The organism is Caballeronia pedi (genome assembly GCF_001544915.2).
GTDB lineage: Bacteria > Pseudomonadota > Gammaproteobacteria > Burkholderiales > Burkholderiaceae > Caballeronia > Caballeronia pedi.
Genome location: NZ_FCOE02000012.1, coordinates 109195 through 129752 on the forward strand (window position 1 = coordinate 109195; position 20558 = coordinate 129752).

19 protein-coding genes are annotated in these 20558 nt (G+C 64.6%); 6 read left to right on the forward strand and 13 right to left on the reverse strand.

Going from position 1 to position 20558, the window contains the following annotated elements; translation table 11 throughout:
• Positions 1-104 precede the first annotated feature (104 nt).
• Positions 105-1403 carry a TAXI family TRAP transporter solute-binding subunit gene (locus tag AWB80_RS19635; protein ID WP_061176324.1) on the forward strand — a complete coding sequence of 433 codons (1299 nt, stop codon included), beginning with the start codon at positions 105-107 and terminating at the stop codon, positions 1401-1403.
• A gap of 103 nt (positions 1404-1506) precedes the next feature.
• Here AWB80_RS19635 and AWB80_RS19640 read toward each other — a convergent pair whose 3' ends face one another.
• On the reverse strand, positions 1507-2811 hold the full coding sequence (locus tag AWB80_RS19640; RefSeq protein WP_061176325.1) for an MFS transporter: 1305 nt from the start codon (positions 2809-2811) through the stop codon (positions 1507-1509).
• A 415-nt stretch (positions 2812-3226) separates the two neighbouring features.
• Here AWB80_RS19640 and AWB80_RS19645 point away from each other — a divergent pair, with 415 nt between their 5' ends.
• A complete protein-coding gene (locus AWB80_RS19645; RefSeq protein WP_061176326.1) occupies positions 3227-3670 on the forward strand; it encodes a MarR family winged helix-turn-helix transcriptional regulator in 444 nt (147 codons plus the stop codon).
• A 17-nt stretch (positions 3671-3687) separates the two neighbouring features.
• Here AWB80_RS19645 and AWB80_RS19650 read toward each other — a convergent pair whose 3' ends face one another.
• The 5 genes from AWB80_RS19650 to AWB80_RS19670 all read right to left on the reverse strand — a co-directional run bounded on the left by AWB80_RS19650 (position 3688) and on the right by AWB80_RS19670 (position 9411).
• Positions 3688-5967, reverse strand: coding sequence for a xanthine dehydrogenase family protein molybdopterin-binding subunit (locus AWB80_RS19650; RefSeq protein WP_061176421.1), 2280 nt, complete (start codon positions 5965-5967; stop codon positions 3688-3690).
• Between the two features lie 74 nt (positions 5968-6041).
• Complete coding sequence (locus tag AWB80_RS19655) at positions 6042-6695, reverse strand: isochorismatase family protein (protein WP_061176327.1); 654 nt, start codon at positions 6693-6695, stop codon at positions 6042-6044.
• A 9-nt stretch (positions 6696-6704) separates the two neighbouring features.
• Positions 6705-7748 (reverse strand): 2,5-dihydroxypyridine 5,6-dioxygenase NicX family protein, encoded by a 1044-nt coding sequence (locus tag AWB80_RS19660; protein WP_061176422.1) that lies wholly within the window; start codon positions 7746-7748, stop codon positions 6705-6707.
• A 28-nt stretch (positions 7749-7776) separates the two neighbouring features.
• Positions 7777-8628 carry an alpha/beta fold hydrolase gene (locus tag AWB80_RS19665; protein WP_061176328.1) on the reverse strand — a complete coding sequence of 284 codons (852 nt, stop codon included), beginning with the start codon at positions 8626-8628 and terminating at the stop codon, positions 7777-7779.
• A 30-nt stretch (positions 8629-8658) separates the two neighbouring features.
• The gene (locus AWB80_RS19670; protein WP_061176329.1) at positions 8659-9411 is read right to left on the reverse strand and encodes a maleate cis-trans isomerase family protein; all 753 of its coding nucleotides are present in this window, start codon (positions 9409-9411) and stop codon (positions 8659-8661) included.
• Positions 9412-9683: 272 nt separating this feature from the next.
• Between AWB80_RS19670 and AWB80_RS19675 the strand changes: the two genes are divergently transcribed.
• The 3 genes from AWB80_RS19675 (at position 9684) to AWB80_RS19685 (ending at position 13780) form a co-directional block, all read left to right on the forward strand.
• Positions 9684-10841: an FAD-dependent monooxygenase gene (locus tag AWB80_RS19675; RefSeq protein ID WP_061176330.1), complete on the forward strand. Its 1158-nt coding sequence runs from the start codon at positions 9684-9686 to the stop codon at positions 10839-10841.
• A gap of 103 nt (positions 10842-10944) precedes the next feature.
• Positions 10945-11448 (forward strand): (2Fe-2S)-binding protein, encoded by a 504-nt coding sequence (locus AWB80_RS19680; RefSeq protein ID WP_061176331.1) that lies wholly within the window; start codon positions 10945-10947, stop codon positions 11446-11448.
• A complete protein-coding gene (locus AWB80_RS19685) occupies positions 11438-13780 on the forward strand; it encodes a c-type cytochrome (RefSeq protein ID WP_061176332.1) in 2343 nt (780 codons plus the stop codon). The genes AWB80_RS19680 and AWB80_RS19685 overlap by 11 nt, the downstream gene beginning before the upstream one ends.
• A 15-nt stretch (positions 13781-13795) precedes the next feature.
• Here AWB80_RS19685 and AWB80_RS19690 read toward each other — a convergent pair whose 3' ends face one another.
• On the reverse strand, positions 13796-14242 hold the full coding sequence (locus tag AWB80_RS19690; protein WP_061176333.1) for a type II 3-dehydroquinate dehydratase: 447 nt from the start codon (positions 14240-14242) through the stop codon (positions 13796-13798).
• Positions 14243-14246: 4 nt separating this feature from the next.
• Positions 14247-15530, reverse strand: coding sequence for an MFS transporter (locus AWB80_RS19695; protein ID WP_061176334.1), 1284 nt, complete (start codon positions 15528-15530; stop codon positions 14247-14249).
• A gap of 188 nt (positions 15531-15718) precedes the next feature.
• On the opposite strand from AWB80_RS19695, the gene AWB80_RS19700 reads away from it, so the two are divergent.
• A complete protein-coding gene (locus tag AWB80_RS19700; RefSeq protein WP_061176335.1) occupies positions 15719-16504 on the forward strand; it encodes an IclR family transcriptional regulator in 786 nt (261 codons plus the stop codon).
• Between the two features lie 97 nt (positions 16505-16601).
• Here the strand turns inward: AWB80_RS19700 and hpxZ are convergent, their stop codons facing one another.
• Genes hpxZ through AWB80_RS19725 form a run of 5 tightly spaced genes read right to left on the reverse strand, consistent with a single transcriptional unit; the run spans position 16602 to position 20557 of the window.
• Positions 16602-16982: an oxalurate catabolism protein HpxZ gene (gene hpxZ / locus AWB80_RS19705; protein ID WP_061176336.1), complete on the reverse strand. Its 381-nt coding sequence runs from the start codon at positions 16980-16982 to the stop codon at positions 16602-16604.
• Positions 16979-18403 (reverse strand): AtzE family amidohydrolase, encoded by a 1425-nt coding sequence (locus tag AWB80_RS19710; protein ID WP_061176337.1) that lies wholly within the window; start codon positions 18401-18403, stop codon positions 16979-16981. Before AWB80_RS19710 ends, hpxZ begins: the two co-directional genes overlap by 4 nt.
• Positions 18400-18591 (reverse strand): AtzG-like protein, encoded by a 192-nt coding sequence (locus tag AWB80_RS19715; protein WP_061176423.1) that lies wholly within the window; start codon positions 18589-18591, stop codon positions 18400-18402. The genes AWB80_RS19710 and AWB80_RS19715 overlap by 4 nt, the downstream gene beginning before the upstream one ends.
• 11 nt (positions 18592-18602) lie before the next feature.
• Positions 18603-19754: an amidase gene (locus AWB80_RS19720; protein WP_061176338.1), complete on the reverse strand. Its 1152-nt coding sequence runs from the start codon at positions 19752-19754 to the stop codon at positions 18603-18605.
• Positions 19751-20557: a cysteine hydrolase family protein gene (locus AWB80_RS19725; RefSeq protein WP_061176339.1), complete on the reverse strand. Its 807-nt coding sequence runs from the start codon at positions 20555-20557 to the stop codon at positions 19751-19753. Before AWB80_RS19725 ends, AWB80_RS19720 begins: the two co-directional genes overlap by 4 nt.
• Position 20558 lies beyond the last annotated feature (1 nt).

The window sequence follows — 20558 nt, forward strand, 5'->3', positions numbered from 1 at the left end:
AGTGCCTGATCCGCGCGTGCCGCGATCCTTCGCGGTGAGACCTGGCAGGCCGGGTAACGATGCCCAGACACAATCCAGCGCTGCAGCGCAGCCAGAAAACCCCCATGAGCCGGGCAAGGCGGCGCCTTCTGATCATCGGCCTGATCGCTGTGCTGGCCGCGTTCGGGTGGGCGATGGCGATCATGGTCGAGCCCGCGTTCCAGCGCACCATAGTCATGACGAGCGGTGCGGACAACGGCATTTATCGTGGCTTTGCCGATCGCTACGCGCCCATCCTGAAGCGCGCCGGCATCAAGCTCGATATCCGCGATTCTTCCGGCTCGGTACAAAATTACGATCGGCTGAGAGACCCGAAGAGCGTCTACGACATCGGTTTCATCCAGTCGGGCACCACGCGTCCGAAAGAGACCGACAATCTGCAGACGATTGCCGCAGTGTCATACGAACCGATCTGGGTGTTCTATCGCGGTGAGACCACGGTCGACCGGCTCTCGCAACTGCGCGGCAAGAAGATTTCGATGGGCGTGTCCGGCAGCGGCCTGCTCAACGTTGCGCAGTCATTGCTCGGCTATAGCGGCATCACGAGCCAGAATTCGACACTGCTGCAAATGGATGCGCCGGCGGCTTATCAGGGTCTCGAAAGCGGCCAGATCGACGCGGCGTTCTTCATAGGCAGGCCCGACGCCGACATGCAGAAGACCCTGCTGAACAGTCGCCTGAAGTTGATGAGTTTCGCGCAGGCCGATGCGCTGGTCCAGAAGATCCCGTCGCTTTCGAAAATCATTCTGCCGCGCGCGTCGGCGAGTGTCGCTGAAGATCTGCCGCGCACCGACGTCACGCTGCTCGCGGCGACGGCGCTGCTGGTATCGAAAGGCCCGCTGCATCCGGCGCTCGTCTATCTGCTGCTCGATGCGGCGCGCATCGTTCACGGTCGCGAAGATTACTTCACGCCGCTCGGCACCTTCCCGAACACGAACACGGATGAATTCCCGATTTCCGACGAAAGCGTTCGCTACTTCAAATCCGGCCAGCCGTTCCTGTACCGCACTCTGCCGTTCTGGCTCGCGAGTCTGATCGAACGACGGCTGCTGATCCTCGTGCCGTTCGCCGCGCTTCTGATCGGTTTGCTGCAGGCATTGCCGCGCCTGCTCGAAGCGCGCATGAAAAAGCGGCTCGTGGTCTGGTATCGCGAGATCAAGGCACTGGAAGACGAAGTGTGGAGCAGCAGCGACCCGACCCGCTCGCAGATTGCGCAATGGAGCGAAGAGATCGAAAACATCGACGCGAACGCGAGCCGGATTCGGATTCCTTATCGATATTTTCAGGACGTGTACGCCCTCAAGCAGGCGATCGGCGTCGTGCGGGACCGGATAGCGCATGTTGCGCAGAGAGCGAAGGAGTAGCGCGGGTCAGCGCACGCGTGATCTGTTCACGCCATCGACACGACGCGGTTCGGGATTCCGATGGCGCGACTCACGTCGCGCCACCTGCTTCGAGCGCAGTGAATCAACGATTGACCAGCTTCTTCGGGAATGCGAGCGCCAGCGCGCAACCGAACAGAATGAACGCGGCAAACGCGTAGAGACCGGCGCTTTGCGTGTGGAACGTGTCGCGAAGATAGCCGATGAGATACGTGCTGCCGAATCCGCCCACATTCGCAATCGAGCACGCGAAAGCAATGCCTCCGGCCGCCGCTGTCCCGCGAAGAAACGTCGAAGGAAGCGCCCATACCACGGGCATCGCTGCCGCGGCGCCTGCATTCACGAGCGAGAACAGCAGAACCGTCATCGCCGTACTCGGTGTCGTCGCCCCGGCGATCACCAGTGCGGTGGCCGCCACGGCGAACGGCACGACGATATGCCACCGCCGCTCGCGCGCCCGGTCCGAGCTCGAACCGCAGAGCAAAGTGCCGACGACAGCGGCGGCGTTCGGAATGACCATCAGCCAGCCGATGTGATACGAGTCCGTTACGCCCGTGTCGCGAAGAATGGTCGGTAGCCAGAAGCTCACGGCGTACAGGCCGAGCAGCACGCACAGGTCGATGAGCCCGAGCGACCACACTTTGCGGTTGGAGAAGGCTTCGCTCAGCTTGTGGCTCTTGTGCTCCGCCCCTTCTTCGGCGAGTTCCGCGCGCAGCGTCCTCTTTTCATCATCGGTCAGCCACTTCGCCGATTCGATGGTGTTCGGCAGCCAGCGCAGCACTGCGAAACCCAGCAGGATGGAAGGCAGTGCTTCGAGCAGAAAGAGCCATTGCCAGCCGCCGAGTCCATGCGTTCCATCGAAGAAGCGCATGATCCAGCCGGAGATCGGGCTGCCGACCATGCTCGACATCGGCAGGCCGACCATGAACAGCGCCACGATCCGTGCACGCCGCGCATCCGGATACCACTGCGTGAGGTAGAGCAGCACGCCCGGCAGGAAGCCTGCTTCGGCCACGCCCAGCAGGAATCGCACGATGTAGAACTGCATCGGCGTATGCACGAACATCGTCGCGCCCGACAACAGACCCCACGTGATCATGATGCGCGCAATCCAGAACTTCGCGCCCACCCGCTGAAGGATGAGATTGCTCGGGACTTCGAACAGCACGTAGCCCACGAAGAACAGACCGGCGCCGAGGCCGTAGACGGCATCGCTGAACTTCAGCGCGTCGAGCATCTGCAGCTTTGCCAGACCGATGTTCACGCGGTCCAGGTACGCCGCGAAATAGCACAGGCAGAACAGCGTGATGAGGCGAATCGTGACCTTCCGGTATAGCTCTTGATGCGTGTCTCTCGACGCGACGCTGACGCCAGATTGAACAGTTGACATGGGGCGGCCCTGGTTAGGTGAAGATTCCTTGACGAAAACATGTGTTTTGCGTCCACAGGATCCTGTATAGCATGTCAAAATACAAGCGTACACGCTAGAAATTACCCTTAGAGCCGTTTGTGGTCCGGGCGGCAGGAAGCGAGCCGGAAAATTACGTGTTTGTGCTTCGTAGCGCAATTATTTGCGCAATACTGGAGTTCGTCACGACACGGGTAAAACCCCATGGATGAAACCGGTCTGTGCACGGATATTAAGCGTATACGCTCAAATATGCACCTGGGACGACAATCGCCGGCACCATCTCCGTGCAGGCGTCGTCGATCATCGAATCTTGCTTCGGAGTCGGTCCGTTAAAATGGAAGCCCTGCAAGCGCGTCGCCGCGCGCATCACTCTTTGGAAACCGCCTCTCCGGATATGTCGCTCCCAAACGACGATTACGACTTTCATGACCAGATCGGTCACCTGTTGCGTCGTGCCTATCAGCGCCACGTCGCGATCTTTCAGGAGGCGATTCCCGATTCGCAGCTGACGGCCGCGCAGTTCGTGGCGTTGTCCGCCGTCAAGGAGAGCAGGGGATGTTCGCTCAATGACATCGTCAAGACGACGGCGATCGACCAGGCGACGATCCGTGGCGTCGTCGATCGCCTGAAGGCGCGCGCGCTGGTGAACGTCGTGCCGGACCCGACGGATGGCCGCAAGCTGGTGGTGAACGCCACGCCGCAGGGAGAAAAGCTGATCGACGCGACCGTGCCGTTCGCCACGCAGGTCACGGAGCGCACCTACGGCAAGCTCAATCCGGGCGAGCGGGTGGCGCTGCAATACCTGCTGCGCAAGATGCTCGACCTCGACGAAAGCTGATCGCCGCGGACAGCTCGTTATGAGGAAACCGTGCGAGCGTCCTCGTTCGACGCATAGCGCCGCCCGGCTTTGTCCAGACCGGCGCGGATGACGTCCGGCGTGTACGGCGGAGCGAAGAATCGCACGCCGGTTGCATCGAAAATAGCGTTGGCCAGCGCGGCGGGGCCGGGCACCGAAGCGGATTCGCCCGCGCCCATCGGCGGTTCGCCTTGCCGGGGCATGAGCACCACGTCGATCGCGGGCACCTCGGCGAACGTCAATATCGGGTAGCTCGACCAGTCGCGCGCAGCCGTCTTGCCTTCGCTGAACCGCACGCGCTCTTTCAACGAACGGCTCAGCACCTGGATCACGTTGCCGTGAATCTGGTGACGCACGCCATCCGGGTTGATCATCGTGCCCGTGTCCTGCCCGATTACGACGCGCTCGACCGTGATCTCGCCGCTCAACCTGTCGACCACGAGATCGACGATCCACGCAGCCCACGCCGCGCCGAAGCCGGGGAAGCGGCTATGCACATAGCGCGCGTAGGCGATGCCTCGTCCGCGCACGAGGCGGCCGTGCGTCTCGATACGCTTTGGCCGAGCCTGCCAGCCAGCGCGCTGAGCGACGGCGCGCAGCAGGTCGATCGCGCGATCGTCCCTCAGATGCCGGATGCGATACTCGAGCGGGTCGGCGCCCGTCAGCGCCGCGCATTCATCGGCGAAAGCGTCGTGGGCGAAGGAATTGGGCAGCGCCGAGACGCCGCGCAGCCACGACGCGCGCACGATCGACGCCAGATCCTCGCAGACGAAACGCCGGTTGGGCGACTCGTAGGGCGACACAGCCGTGCGGTCGCCCATTTCGAACACACCGGAAACGGCCGGCTGAACACCGCTCAGCAGCAGGGCGAGCAGCGGCGCATCGTTCGACGGATAGCGCGTCGAGAAGTCGTAGCCGATGAGTTCGCCGCCGTCCGTGACCGTGCCCGTGACCTGCATCACCTGGCCGGTGCCCTTGGGTTCCCAAAGGTGCTCGTCCTGGCGCGTTAACTGGACCCGCACCGGATGCCCGGCCGCGCGTGAGAGCAGGAGCGCATCGCCGCAGACATCGTCCGCGCAGTTGCGGCCGTAGCATCCGGCCGCTTCCATGCGTTCGATGTCGAAGTCGGCCTCGCTGCGTCCGACGAGCTTCGCGAGGTCATGCCGCAACGAAACCGGATTCTGCGTGCCGGACCAGACCGTGATGCGTCCGTCGCCGGGCTCGCGGTAGTCCGCGACCGCGCACGATGGCCCGATGGACCCGTGCATCTGATAAGGCCACACGTAAGTGCGCGAAAGGGTCGTGGTGCCCGTCGCGTCGCGCACGCGTTCTACATCGCCTTCTTCGAGCAGCAGCCGGCGCGTCGCTGGCGCATTCGAGATGGCTTGCCCGATATCGTCCATCGGCGTCAGGGGCGGCGTTTCGCGCCATTGCACCTTGAGTCTGCGCGCGGCGCGCGCCGCGAACTCCTCGCGCTCGGCCACGACGCCCACGAAATCGCCGACGACGACCACCGCGCGAAGTCCGGGGATATCGGCGACGGAAGATTCATCGACCGAAATCAGGGACCGGCCGACGAACGGCCCCGAGTCGATGCCGCTGTAAGGCGGGCGCACCACGCGGCCATGCAGCATGCCGGGCACGCGCACGTCGTGCACGAAGGTCAGCTGGCCGGTGGCTTTGGCAGGCACATCGACACGTCTCGACGAACGGCCGATGAGCCGATAGTCGGCCGGGTCTTTCGTCTTGACCTGCGTGTCCAGTTCGGCTGTGATCTGCCGGTCTTTCACCAGCGCGCCGAAGGTGCAGCCGCCGGCGGCATCGGCATCTTCGAGGAACACACGTCCGTTCGCCGTCGTCAGGCGCTCGATGGCGACGTCCATGCGTTGCGCGGCAAGGTCGAGGAGCGCGAGGCGTGCCTGCGCCGCCGCGCAGCGAAGCGGAACCGCCGATATCTGGATCGTGGCGCTGGCGATGGTCGGCCCCTGGTTCGGCGTCGCGGCGGTCGAACCGAGGATCATGCGAACGCGTTCGGCGGGAACGTCGAGCTCTTCCGCCACGATCTGCGCCAGCGACGTGCGAATGCCCGTGCCCAGATCCACATGCCCGTTGAACGCGAGGATGCTTTCGTCGTCGAGAACGGCCACGAACACCTCAGGCACATCCGGCACGAAGGTCGAAGGGCTTCCCGGCTGGCCCCGCGCGGGAGCGACCGGGCTGAGCGGCTGGCGAATGATGGCCAGGCGGCCGTTTCGGGCAAGCAGATCGGCGCGATTCACGTTCTTCCTCGTCATTCATGCGGGCATTTTTCGGCGCGTGAACGGCCGAAGCGGTCCACGCCCCATTTCCTACACTACCGCGCTTCGGCTTCGGCTGCCGAGATCGCCGCGAGCGCATCGGACAGCGGCAGCACGGTCGCGTATTTCTGCGCCATGTCGAAGAGACTCGCTTCGTGCGGCGCCTGCGCGCGATCGCCGACGCAGTCCGACAGCACGAACGGACGGAAGCCGAACGACATGGCGTCGACGACGCTCGCACGCACGCAGCCGCTCGTCACGGCGCCCGCCACCAGCAGCGTCTGGATGCCTTGCTGCGCGAGCCAGGGCGTCAGTTGCGTGCCGAAAAATGCCGACGGAACCGTCTTGCGAACCACCAGTTCGCCCTTTGCCGGCGTCAGTTCCTCGACGATGGCGCTGTTGGGATTGTCCTCGGTGAGCGTCGCCATGCCGGGGACTTTCAGCGAGAAGACGTTATCGTCGCTGCCGTCGGCCGCGTAGACGATGCGGCTGTGCGCGACGGGCCAGCCGTTCTCGCGCGCGGCCTTGAGCGCCTGCTTCGTGCGCTCGATCGCCTGCGGGATATTGCCGCCGCCGAAGACCGCGGGGTCGGCGAAGCCAACCACGAGGTCCACGATCAGCAGGGCGACCCGGCCCTTAGGCGCCATCGGCGTGCCGAAGCCCTGTTGCCGGTAGACATGCGCTTCCGCATGCTGGGTGAGATCGTTCATGTCGTGCCTTTATGCGTGGTTGGCGTCGAGCACGCGGCCATCGCGGACGACGACTTCGTTGTCGAGAGAGACGGTGCAATGGCGCAGCGGGATGTCGATATGGCAGGTCGTGGTGCGATCGCCGCCGCCTTCGTTGTTCGGTCCGAGCGAGAACAGAAAGTTGCCCTCGAACGCGCGCGCGTCCATGCCGATGGTGGCTTCGCGATCGTAGAGGCCGAGCGTCGACCAGCGTGCGCGCGGTTGCAGTCCCCAGCCGATGTGCGAGATCGCATAGCCTTCGGGATCGTCGAAGGTTTCCATGTAGTCGCGCAGCAGCGCCGCATCCGTGCCGCCTTCGATGCGCACCGCATAGCCGCCCTCCACCGTGAGCGTGATCGGCTCGCTGACGTAGTGCTTTTGCGGCAGCAGAATATCGCCCCGGTCGATGACGATCTTGCCGTGCGCGGTCCTGTCGTTCGGAAACGTCAGCGCGAAGCCGCTCGGCCAGTGATCCCAGCGGCCGGGTTCATCGACGAAACCGTATTCGGCGATGGCGGGAAAATTACCCATCGGGCAGGTGAAGTCCGTGCCCGCGTCGGATTGCACGTGCATCTGACGCGCCGCCTTGATGCGCGCGGTCGCGGCGAGCACGCGGGTGCGGTCCGCGAGCGTCGGCACGAGGCGCACGAGCACTTCGGGCGGCTCCACCGCGAGCAGGATCTTCGTGCCCGACTGCAGGATTTCGTGCTGCTCCGGCGAGAACAACAAGGTCATCAGGTCCAGCACGAGATCGCTATTCTTGAGCGCGGCGATCGCCGCCTGATTGCCGGTGAGCGGCGTCGTGCCGAGATACGCGAGCGAATCGCGGCTGAAACCCTTCTCGCCGTTGATGGGCGGCAAGTCCAGCCGGTTCACGATCGCGCCCATCGACTGCGTTGCGATGAGCGCGCACGACAAGGTCTGAGGATGCGTGCCGGCGCTCGTCAGAATGGTGACCGTCTGACCGCGTTCGAGCTTCGAGAGCGTGAGCACTTCCTTCCACGCTTCGATGAGTTGATAGTCGCTGATAGCCATCGTCATCTCCAAAGAATGTGCGGTGCGCTCACGCAGGCTTGCTCAGGGACACGGGCGCGCCGAGGAAATCGCCCAGCGCCGCATAGAAGCCGGCTTCGTTGTCCCACGGGATCATGTGGCCCGCATCCGGCACGCGCGTGTGCAGCATCGAAGGCGTGGCGCGCTGCAATTCGGCGACGTCTTCCGGCCGGACCACATCGCCGCGCTCGGCGGTGACGAGAAGCGACGGCACGTTCAGGCGCGCTGCATCGGCGAAGAAGTCGTCTTCATGAAAGCCCTTGAACGATGCCAGCACGGCGCGTTCATCGCACGTATGCAGCCATTCCGCGCGCAACTGGCGCTGCTCGAAGGTCCACGTCGGACAGAACTGGCTCATGGCTTGCGCGTCCATGCCCTTGCGCGCGAGCGCCATCGAATCGACGTACCACGGCAACTGCGAAGGATAGGGACGGCGCCCCGGACCGGACGCGGGCGGATCGACCAGCACGACCATCCTGAGCCCGCGCTCGATGCGTCCGGCCGCGCGCGCGGCGATGCGTGCGCCCATCGAGTGGCCGAGGAGACTGAAGGCGTCGAGGCCCAGCGCCTCGACGAACGCGACGACGTCGTCGGCTTGCGCGTCGAGACTGTAGTCGAGCGTATCCGATGCCGATGAAAGGCCGCGCCCGCGCACATCCAGAATATAGGTATCGAAGCGGCTCCCGAGGACTTCGCCGACGAAGCCCCAGGTGATCGCCGGACTCGTGATGCCCGGAATCAGGACGATGGCCGGCCGCGTCGAACGCTCGCCCGCGCTGCTTGCGCCGGGTCCATAGCGCAGGTAATGCTGGCGAATGCCGTTGGCGAACACATTGCCGCCGTGAAGAAACGTGGATGACATGGTGTGGCTCCGCAAAAGTTGCCGGGCGGCTCAATACGCGCCGGACAGCAGCGCGCCCGCGCCGGGAACGATGGGCTCCAGATCGAGATGACGCAGCATCGCGTAGGTGGTGGCGATGGCGGCCGTGATGACGGGCTTGCCGGTCATCGCTTCGACCTTTGCCACCGCGGGCAGGGATGGCATCTGGACGCACGCCGAGAGCACGATGGCATCGGCGTCCTGATACTTCATCTTCGAGACGATGTCCGGCAACCGCGACGGGTCATGACGCCCGACTTCGAGGTTGTCGGGAATCTCGAGCGCCCGCCAGTCGATGACTTCGTAGCCTTCGCTGCCGATGTAATCCACAACGAGCTCCGTCAGCGGCTTCATATACGGAGCGACGACCACGATCCGCTTCGCGCCGATCACTTTCAGTGCATCGACGAGTGCGCCTGCGCTGGTGAGCACGGGCGCGTGAGCGCCGTTCTCGGTGGTGTGCTTCGTCAGGCGCTCTTGCGAGACGCGGTGATAGCCGCGGCCCATCGCCATGATGGCGACGAGGCAGGCGTAACCCAGCACGTCGACGCGCGCATCCGACAGTTCGATCGCGCAGCGGTCCGATTCGGCGTCCATCGCGGCCAGTTCCTCCTTGACGACCTTTTTCATGCGCATGCGGCTCGAATGGAACGTGAAGCGCTCGGGCCGGATGGCTTCGCGCAGGCGCAGCATCGCGGGAATCTCGGTTTCCATCGTCGTGTTGGAACTCGGCACGATCTGGCCGATGCGATAGGTCTTGAACATGGATACTCCTGACCGGTGAGGGGAATTGCATCAAAGTCTAGCGTGTACGTTATAAAACGACAACCCGAGAAAAAACCTTAGTGCATCGATAGCGTCAGTATTTTCCCTATGTATAACGGTCTTTTCGCCCTATGAAGGGGCGTTTCGCGTTCTCTGAAATATTTCCGCTTGTTTTCGTGATATTGAGTGTGTACGCTATAAATCACACCGTCACTCAGCTCGCTGGATGTCATCGCGTGACACCACGGGCACACATCGATCAGGAGATTTCCATGAGCAAAGCCCGCATTGCCGTCATCGGCGCTGGACTCGGCGGCGCGACCGCTGCCGCATTGCTGGAGAAGAGCGGCTACGACGTCGTCCTGTACGAGCAGGCGCAAGCATTCTCGCGGCTGGGCGCGGGCATCCACGTCGGGCCGAACATGATGAAGGTGATGCGCCGTATCGGCTGTGAAGACGCGCTCAACAAGATGGGATCGCACCCCGACTACTGGTACAGCCGGGATGGCAAGACGTCGGAAATCATGTCGCAGATTCCGCTGGGCGACTTTGCCGTGAAGAACTACGGCGCGAGCTATCTGACCGTGCATCGCGGTGACTTCCACGCGCTGCTGACGCAGGCGAGCAGCCCGGGCGTCGTGCGGTTCGGCAAGAAGCTGAGTTCGGTCGAAGATACCGGCAATGAAGTGCGCATGACTTTCGCCGATGGCTCCGTGGAGACGGCCGACATCGTGATCGGCGCGGATGGCGTCAATTCGAAGATCCGCGATCATCTGCTGGGCGCGGAGCCGCCCAAGTACACCGGCTGGGTCGCGCATCGCGCGGTGTTTCCGGCGTCGTTGCTGAATAACAAGCCGTATGACGCGTGCGTGAAGTGGTGGTCGGGCGACCGTCACATGATGGTTTACTACGTCACCGAGCAGCACGACGAGTATTACTACGTGACCGGCGTGCCGCAGAAGGAATGGCCGGCGGGCGTGCCGTTCATGGAGAGCAGCCGCGAAGAGATGAAGGAAGCGTTCGCGGGCTGGCATCCCGACATCCAGCATCTGATCGATGTCTCGCCGTCCATCTCCAAGTGGCCGCTGCTCGAACGCGATCCGCTGCCGCTCTGGAGCCGTGGCCGCATGGTCCTGCTGGGCGATGCCTGCCATCCGATGAAGCCGCACATGGCGCAGGGCGCCGCGATGGCGATCGAGGATGCGGCGATGCTCACGCGCTGTCTCGATGAAGTCGGCGTGTCCGACTACACGAATGCGTTCGCGCTTTACGAAGCCAACCGGTCCACGCGCGCCTCGAAAGTCCAGCTCGTATCGCACAACAACACCTGGCTGCGCACCAACGAGGATCCGGCCTGGTGCTTCGGCTACGACGTGTACGAGATTCCGCTCGTCTCGCCGCAGAAGGACACGGTGCCCGCCGAGGCGTGAGTTTTTTGACTGCCTCGCCTTCGGGGGCGGGGCGGGCTAGCATCGAATGTTTCCGGCGTGCGCTGCTTTTGGCGTTCGCCGCTTCCTTTGCGGGGTTCATGTCATGTCTCATCCACGCCCGGTCGATGGTCCCGTCACGCTGCGCGTGAACGGGCACACGCGCACCATCGCGTTCGTGGCGTCGGATGCTCCGTTGCTCACGGTCCTGCGCAACGATTTCGAGTTGAACGGACCGAAATTCGGCTGCGGGCTCGGGCAATGCGGCGCATGCACGGTGATCGTCGATGGCCACGCGACGCGCGCCTGCGTCGTGCCCGCGGTTGCCGCGACCGGCCGCGATATCGTGACGCTCGAAGGACTCGGGACGCCGGACAATCTGCACTTCATTCAACGCGCGTTCATCGAGGAACAGGCGGCCCAGTGCGGCTACTGTCTGAACGGCATGATCATGAGCACCAAGGTGCTGCTCGAACGCAATGCCGTTCCCGGCGACGACGAAATCCGCGACGCGTTGCGCTACAACCTGTGCAGATGCGGAACGCACATCGAAATCATGAACGCGGTGCGCCGGGCCGCTCGCTACCTTCAGCAGCAAGATGAACAGTAAAACGAGCGATAGCGTGGGCATCGCGGATGCGCCGCCGCACGCCGGGACCGCTGGCCAGGAGCCGACGACGCACCGCACGCACACCTATCGCTGGCCGGCCGGCCAGGAGGCCTGTCTCGCCTCGCTGGAAGTGAGCGTCGATGCGACACCGTCGGGCGTGCTGCGAAGCTATCGATACCGCGTGTCGCTGGACGGGTCGGCGGGCGCATCGGGACAGGGTCTGTTCCAGCCGGACTGGCAACCCGCGTCGCCGCACAGCATGCTGTACCGTCACGCGCACGCCTCGCTGATGTTCGACGGCCCGGCGCGCGCCCTTCCCGAGCACGCGCACGTGTTCGCGCGCGAGTCCTTCATGGACGAGACGGCGAGCGAGCTTGCGCTCGATCCCGTCGAATTGCGCCTGCGTCATCTCGACGGGGATGAGGATGCGGGCGCGCGCGAAGTCGTCCGGATGGTCACGGAACGCGCCGCGTGGGGACGCAAGGCGCGCACCGACGCAGGTTCGCAGTGGCTCAGCGGCCGGGGTTTCGCGATGGACGGCGAGCGGGAAGGCGAGGCGAACTGGTCCGCGTGGGTCGTGGATATCGATGTGCATCGGCAGACCGGGGATGTCGCGGTGCGCCGCGTCGTCGCCGGATATGGCGAAGGCTCCGCCAGCCTGCCGGTTTTGCACGGCGTGCCGCATACGCTCGTCGAGAGCGCGGTGTCGCTGGCGCTCGGCCACGCGTCGAATGCGCGACCCGCGCATGACGAAGCTGCCGCGTCCGCACCGATGTCGTTCGAGATCGCGGCGGCTATCGGCCCGGCGTCCTTGAGCGCGCAAGGCAAGCCGGATGCGTTGCCGATACCGGGCGCGCAGCGGGCCGCCGCGCCGGCGGTCGCCGCCATCGCGAACGCGATCTTCGATGCCACCGGCGTGCGTTTCAGGCAACCGCCGTTCGATTCGCAGCAGCTTCAGGCGAAACTGGCTGGCGCGCAGCCGCCGCAGCCCGTTCATCACGGCGTGGCCGCGCCGCGTCCCGGCCGTATCAAAAAGCTGCTCGCCGGAGGCGGCATCGCCGGATTCATCGGGGGCCTCGTCGGTCTTGCGTGCGCGATCATTCCGGGGCCGCCAGAGATTGCGCCTATCGCGCCGGGCAGTGTCGGTGCGTCGACATGGAGCGCGGCGACGCTCGAACGAGGCCGGCAAATCGCCCTGGCCGGCGACTGCGCGGTCTGTCATACGGCGCCGGGCGGACAGAAGAATGCCGGCGGTTTCGCGCTCGAAACGCCGTTCGGCACCATCTACTCGACCAACATCACGCCGGACGCGGAGACGGGCATCGGCCTCTGGTCGTATGCGGCGTTCGAGCGCGCCATGCGCAAGGGTATCGCGCGGGACGGCACGCATCTTTATCCCGCGTTCCCCTATACGGCTTTCGCGAAGATGAGCGAGCCGGACATGCTGGCGCTCTACGCATATCTGATGTCGCAGCCGCCGGTGAAGCACGCACCGCCGAAGACGAGCCTGCCTTTTCCGATGAACCTGCGCCCAACCGTCGCCGGATGGAACTGGCTGTTTCATGACGACAGCGCGTTCAGGCCCGATGCATCGAAATCGGCGATGTGGAATCGCGGCAAATATCTCGTCGATGGCGCGGCGCATTGCGGCGCGTGTCACACACCGCGCAACCGGCTGGGCGCGGAGAAGGGCGGTCTGGCGTATCTGGCCGGCGGCGAGGCGGAAGGCTGGGATGCGCCGGCTTTGGTGGGCCATCGCGGACCCGTTCCGTGGACCGAGAAGGCGCTCTTCGACTACCTTCGCACGGGGTTCTCGAAAGAGCATGGTGTGGCAGCGGGCCCGATGGGTCCGGTCGTGACCGGACTGTCCGAACTTCCGGAGTCCGATGTAAGAGCGATCGCTCACTACATCACGTCTTTGTCGCCGCAGGTCGACGAGGCGGCCGCCGCCAGCGCGGCAAAGAAGCAGTCGGATGGCGCCGATGTGGTCAGCGTCATGGGCCTGGAGCGCGGGCGGCAGACCTTCGAGACGGCATGCGCGGTTTGCCACGCGGCATCGGGCGGGGTCGGGCATCTGGGCGTGAGACCGCTGATGGGCCTCAATACCAGCGTGGCGCAGAACCGGCCCGACAACCTGCTGCATGTGCTTCACAATGGCATCGACAGTCCGGCCACGGCCGAGCTTGGGTACATGCCCGGCTTCGGCGATGTCTATGATGATAGACAGATGGCCGAACTCGCGGCCTACATTCGGGCGCGATATGCGCCTGATCAGCCGGCGTGGACGGACCTCGAACAGGCCTCCGCTCAGGTCAGGCACGCAGCGCACTGAGAGGGAGACGCGCCGCTAACTCTGACTGTTCCAGAGGTCGTCAACCGAGCGAATCGCCAACGAGTAGCCGTTCGCGCCAGCCCCGCAGATCACCGCGGTGGCGGCCACCGAGATAGTCGAGTGACGGTACTCCTCGGAGCGCCGGTGAATGTTCGTGATGTGTACTTCCACCACCGGACGGCGGATCAGCTTGACCGCGTCGAGCACGGGAATCCGTCCAAAAGAAAAGCCGGCCGGGTTGATGATCAGCGCCGCATCCTGCAGGAACGCTTCCTGAATCCAGTCGATCAGTTGGCTCTCGCTGTTGGTCTGACGGAAAACGCAGTCGAACTTGAGATCCTCGGCCAGCGTGAGACAGTTCTGTTCGATATCCTTTAGCGTGGTGGTGCCGTAAAGGTGAGGCTCCCTCAAACCCAGCATGTTCAGGTTGGAGCCATTGAGAATGTAGAGTTTGCGAGTCATGGTCTTAATGTGTAGCGCTACGTTCGAGGGCCGTGCCTCTGGTTTCCCGCGACGTCGCGATCATGAGGAAGGAGAGCAGGTTCAGCGAGCCGCAGACCGCCACGATCGCCCACGGTGAACCATGAAAGGCGTTGAGCAGCGCCACGGCGACGATCGGCATCGGCCCGCCGGTGAGCAGGTTGGCGCCCGAATAAGACAGCGCGGACCCCGTGTAACGCGCCTCGGTCGGGAAGGACTCGGCGAACCACACGGGCTGGATGCCGCTCTGGAACTGCGTGAAGCCGAGGAAGGCGCCCATCACGGCCATCGTCATGACGACCGAGTGCTGGTTAAGGATCGGAAAGTAGATCAGGCAGCAGATCAGCGTGCAGAACGAGCCGATCAGCAGTGCGCCCTTACGCCCGATCCGGTCGCTCAGATAGCCGCCTGCCAGCGCGCCGACGATGGCGCAGACATTGGCGACCATCAACAGCATGAAGCCGGTCTGTTTGGGCACGCCGAGGTTCTTGGTCAGATAGCTGAGCGAGAACACCACGATCAGGTAGAACAGCGCCGCCGGGCCGCAGAAGAACAGCGTCAGGCGCAGCGCGGTGCGCCAGTGAAACTTGAAGACGATGCCGAGCGGGTTCGCTGCGCGCGCGCCTTCGCCTTTCTTCTTGAGCGCCTCGAAGGCCGGCGTCTCGCTGACTTTCATGCGGATATAGATGCCCAGCAGCACGAGCACGAAGCTCGCGAGGAACGGGATTCTCCATCCGAACGATTCGAAATCGTCGGCCGACAGCAGACCGGACAACGCAAAGAGGGCGAAATTGGCGAGGATCTGGCTGAGCGGCGAGCAGATGCCGAGCAGGCCCGAATACAGCCCGCGTTTCGTCGCGGACGCGTGTTCGACCGCCATCAGTTGCGCGCCCGTCGATTCCCCGCCGAGCGCGAAGCCCTGAATGATGCGCAGCGAGACTAGTAACGTCGGCGCAAGAATACCGACTTGCTGGTACGTGGGAAGCAGCCCCATCAGGAACGACGACGCGCCCATCACCGAGACCGTAACGAGCATCAGGTTGCGGCGTCCCCAGCGGTCGCCGAGCATGCCGCAGATCACCGCGCCGAGCGGACGAGCGGCGAGCCCCGCCCAAAAACTCGCCAGCGACGCGAGCAGCGAGGCGGTCGGATCGAGCGACGGAAAGAACAGCTTCGGGAAAATCGTGGCAGCGACGACGCCGTACAACGCGAAGTCGAACCATTCCAGCGCGGTGCCGACGGTGGCGCCCGCCACCGCGCGACGCGCCATCTGGTGAGCCTGTGCGGATCGTTCGCCCGCGGCAAGGTTTGGGTCAGCGATGACTGACATGGGTGTCTCCTGGATCTCGGTATGTCGTAACGTTCGCGTCTTTTGGCGAACAGATGCTATTGTTTGCGCTCCGAACGCATGGCGTTCCGCACCGGAACTGCATTTCATATCATGAAATTAGATCGATCATGTCGCTCAAGAATGGCTTGAGAATGCTCGATTTCCTCGCGTCTCAGGGTGAAGGCGCGGGACTGGTCGAAATCGCGGATGCCTTGGGCATTCCGCGCAGCTCGTGCCATCGTGTGCTCGCCGAGCTCGTCGAGAGCGGTTACGTGAGGCAATTGACCGATCACAGCCGCTACATCCTGACGATGCGCATGACGTCCAACGGCCTGGAATTCTTGAGTCTGACCGGCCTCGCGGATATCGCCCAGCCGATCATCGAACGCGTCGCGGCGCGCACGGGCGAGCTGGCGCGGCTGTCGCTGGTCGACGGTGAAGCGATCATCTGGGTGGGCAAGGCGGACGGACAGCGCACCGGCTTTCGTTACGATCCCGACATGGGCCAGGCGGCACGGCTTTCCTGCACATCGACCGGACACGCGTGGCTCATGACGATGACCGATGAACAAGCGGCCGCGCTCGTCCTGAAGCAGGGCTTCGGACAGCCGAACGAGTTCGGCCCCAATGCGCCGACGACACTAAAGGCACTGCTGGGTTTCCTGCACGCCGCGCGTGTACGCGGCTACGCGATGATCGACGAGGTCTTTGCGCCGCGCATGGCGGCGGTCGCGACGCCGGTTGTCAGCGGCTCGCGTTGTGTCGGCGTCATCAGCCTGGCGGGTCCGCGTGCGCGGCTGACGGTCGAGAAGATTCACGCGTACTCGGTTCTCCTGCGAGAGGCGGCCAATGAGCTGGCCCAGCTGAGCAACGTGGCCGGCTTCCCGAGTCGGCCGCCGCTCGGCAAGGGATGAGCCGAAGGAGCAACAGCCGTTCGCAATGCTCGGTGCTCCGTCTTGAAGATGCCCTCGACAAGCCACCAGCGCACCTTCTCAACAGACAGCACACCGTCTACGCGCCCATCCAGCTCACATGCGCGCTTACCACGCGCCAGCCGTCCGGCATCTTCACCCACGTCTGGCTCTGTCTGCCGATGCGCGGTTCGCCATCGCGCCGGAACTCGATATTGGCGACGGCGAAAGCGTCGCCGTATGTCGTCACGACGCGCGCCGTGATCAATCGCGCGAGGCCCTGGCCGGGCCGCGCGGCGCGAAACGCGCGAATCGCGTCGTAGCCGTAGAGGTTTTCGGTTGCGCCGTAGCGCAGCGTGTGCGGCGAGTCGAAGAACAGCGTATCGAGCACGGCGACGTCGTTGGTGACGAGCGCGTGCTCGTAGGCGTCGAAGGCCGCGTCGACTTCGGCGAGCACGTCTGGCCGGTTGATCTCGATCATGCATCCGCTCCTGAAGAAAGCAACGCCTCGTCGAACGATGGCGGCGGCGGACAATGCGCGACCTGCGCCGCTTCGAGTCTGCGCGCGGCTTCGAATGCCAGATCCTCACGCCACGGCGGTGCGATCAGTTGCACGGCGATCGGCAGGCCGCTCTGCGTACGCATCGGCACGGCGACGACCGGCAGGCCGAGGCACGACACCGGCTGCGTCAGCAAGCCGAGATTGGGCCGCACGGCGAGGCGCTCACCGTTGATGTCCATGAACTCGTCGCCGATACGAGGCGCGACCATCGGCGTGGCGGGCGCGACGAGCACGTCGTAGTGTTCGAACAGTTCGAGCACGCGCATTCGCAAAGCCGCGCGCACGCGCTGCGCCTGCACGATCCACGCGGCCGGCAAAAGCGCGCCCGCAATCAGCCGGTCGCGCGACAGCGGTTCGCGCTCGTCGTAACGCGTACGCAGATTCTCCATGTGCAACTGGCCGCCTTCCGCTGCAGTGATGAGAAACGCCGCGCCGCGCGCCGCTTCGGCATCGGGATAGCGAACCGTCTGCGACGCGCCCAGCGCCTCCGCCGCCGCAAGCGATGCCGCGCGTGCATCGTCGTTTGCGTGATCGTCGAAATAGCCGCCCAGGCGCGCCACGCGCAATGCGCCGTGCATCGCATTCGCTGCTTCGAACGGGCGCTGCGCGCACGCCGGATCGAGCGGATCGGCGCACTGCAAGGCATCGTAGATGGCGGCAAGATCGTCGACATTGCGGGCGAACGCGCCCATGTGATCGAGGCTCGCGACGAACGGATACGTGCCGTGCCGCGACAGGCGTCCATAGGTCGGCTTCACACCGAACACGCCGCACAGCGACGCGGGCACGCGCACCGAACCGTTCGTGTCGGTGCCGAGTGTGACGGGCACGAAGCCCGCCGCGACCGCCGCCGCGCTGCCGCCCGACGATCCGCCCGCCGAACGCGTCAAATCGTGCGGATTGCGGCACGGCCCCGCGTGATGATTTTCGGTCGTGAAGCCATACGCGAATTCGTCCATGTTGAGCGCGCCGACGAGAATCGCGCCCTGTGCGACGAGGCGCGCGACGAGCGTCGCATCGTGCGTGGCGGGCGGTGCGTTCGCGAGCACGCGCGATCCGGCGATCGTCGCGATGCCTTCGATATCGAAGAGATTTTTGGCGGCAAACGGCACGCCCGCCAGCGGCGGCAAGCTGTCGCCTCGCGCACGCTGTGCATCGAGCGTGTCGGCTGCGATGAGCGCACGTTCGCGCGTAACGGCCGTGAACGCATTGACTTGCGCATCGTGTGCATCGATCCGCGCGAGCGTCGCTTCGATCAGTGCGCGTGCGCTGAATGCGCCGTCGGCATAGGCGCGGGCGATGGCCAGCGCGTCATCCGGAAAACGAGCGTGTGCGGTCATGGGCGATACACCGGCGCGGGTTCGTCGCACGCATCGACGCAATACGCCAGCACGGGCGCGGCAAGCTGCGCGATGCGCGCGAACTGCGCTTTCACGCGCGCGGCGGCTTCATCGGTAAGTGTAGGGAAATGCAGCGCGAGCGCGGCGTCGGCGTAGGCGTCGAGCGCGGCGTCGGGGGAAGAAGACATGGCGTTCATGCTCACGAAAGAGTGGGGAAGAGTTGACGCACACGCGCGATCAACGCGCGATCGGTCCCGCGCGGACCGATGAACGACAACGCGAGCGGCCCGCCGGCTTCGTTCGCGACGGGTACCGTGACCTGCGGCAGACCGGCGAACGCGGCGACCGAGTTCATCGTGAGCGCATCGCGGTAAAACGCACCGATGCCTTCGGGCGATTCATCGATGGCCAGCAGCGCGCGTGGCGTCGTCGGCAGCACGATGAGCGCCTGGTTCACGATGCTTTCGACGTGCGCGGCAAGCGTCGTGCGCAGGATGCGGCAGCGTTCGACTTCCGCGTCGTCGAGCGACTTCATCCGCGCAAAACGCGTTGCGATGTCCGCGCCGAAGCGCGGTGCATGTGCATCGATCCACGCGCCGAGCGAGGCGCGAATGGCATCGTCCTGCAAATGCTGATACACGTGCAGCCAGCGTGCGCGATCACCTGAAAAGATATCGATCTCGTCATGCACCATCGACAGTTCGCGCAGGCGTCGCGCATCGTCCGGCTCGCGTTCGGCGCGCGTATCGAATGCTTCCTTGAAGAGCACGAACGATGCGGGCGCGTCGAGTGCGGCGACGTCATCGAGCATTGTGTCGGCGACGCGCGCGAGCAGCTCGCCCGAACGCGCGAACCAGCCCACCGTATCGAAGCAGGGCGCGAAGGGCAGCACGCCGTCGAGCGCGGCGGCGTCGTGCGTGGGGCGGATACCCCATAGCCCGCAGAACGCGGCGGGCACGCGCACCGAGCCGCCGGTATCGGTGCCGAGCGCGAAGTCGACATCGCCATTTGCGACCGCCGATGCCGAACCGCTCGACGATCCACCCGGCAACGCATGCGGCCAGCGCGGATTGACCGGTGTGCCGTAATGCGCGTTCACGCCTTCGAGGCTGTAGGCGAGTTCATCGGTGATGGTCTTGCCGTCCACGCTCGCGCCGGCGGCCAGCAGTTTCGCGACACAAGGCGCATGATGCGCGGCGGGTTCGTGCGTGGCGAGCCAGTCGGGATTGCCGCCGCCCGTCGTGACGCCGGCCACGTCGATCAGATCCTTGACGGCAAAGCGAAGGCCATCGAGCACACCGCCCGAAGTTGCGGCGACGTGCACGCGCGAGCCGGGAACGAAGGCGTTCATTGATTCGCTCCCCTCAGCGCATCGGCGAACTGGTGCGAGTCCGCGACGAAGCCATAGCACTTCTTCACGTTCCAGATGCTCGCCTCGGTGCAGAACGCGGGCGATGAGCTCGCGCAGCAGTCGGTCAGCATCACGCAGCCGTAGCCGAGGAAGTTGGCGTCGGTGAGCGTGTGCATCACGCATTGATCGGTGTTCACGCCCGCGAAGAAAAGCGTGCGCGCGCCGAGATTGCGCAGGATGCTGTCGAGCGGTGTGTCCCAGAAGCCGCTGATGCGGTACTTGTCCACGCGAATGTCCTGCGGCGCGATCTCTAGTTCATCGACGACGGCGGCCGCCCACGAGTCCTTTTCGAGCACGCGCGCGCCGTGCTCCGGCAGCGGTTCGCCGAGCCCGATGCCCGTGCCTTTCGGCTTGTACAGATGAAGCTGGTTCGGCGGCATGTTGGCGAGATCAGGCCGGTTGCCCCAGTTGACCCAGATCACCGGCACGCCGCTCTTTCGCGCGATCGGCAGCAGGCGCTGCAGTGGTGCAATCGGCGCGCGGTCCGCACCGTAATCGCCCCCGATATGGTCCACCCACCCGCCTTTGGTGCAGAAGTCGTTCTGCATGTCGATGATGACGAGCGCCGCTTTTTCGATGTCGAAGCGTACCTTCTGTGGCTCCGAATCGAGTATCGCAATGCGCGGCGCGGGCGCTTGCACGGCCATGTCGACGAGCGCATCCGTGGCGTGCCAGCGGGTCTGCGCAAAGGCGCCGAGCGGGCCGCCCGGCTTTGTCCGGTCTGGGTTTGAAGCGTGGTCCATC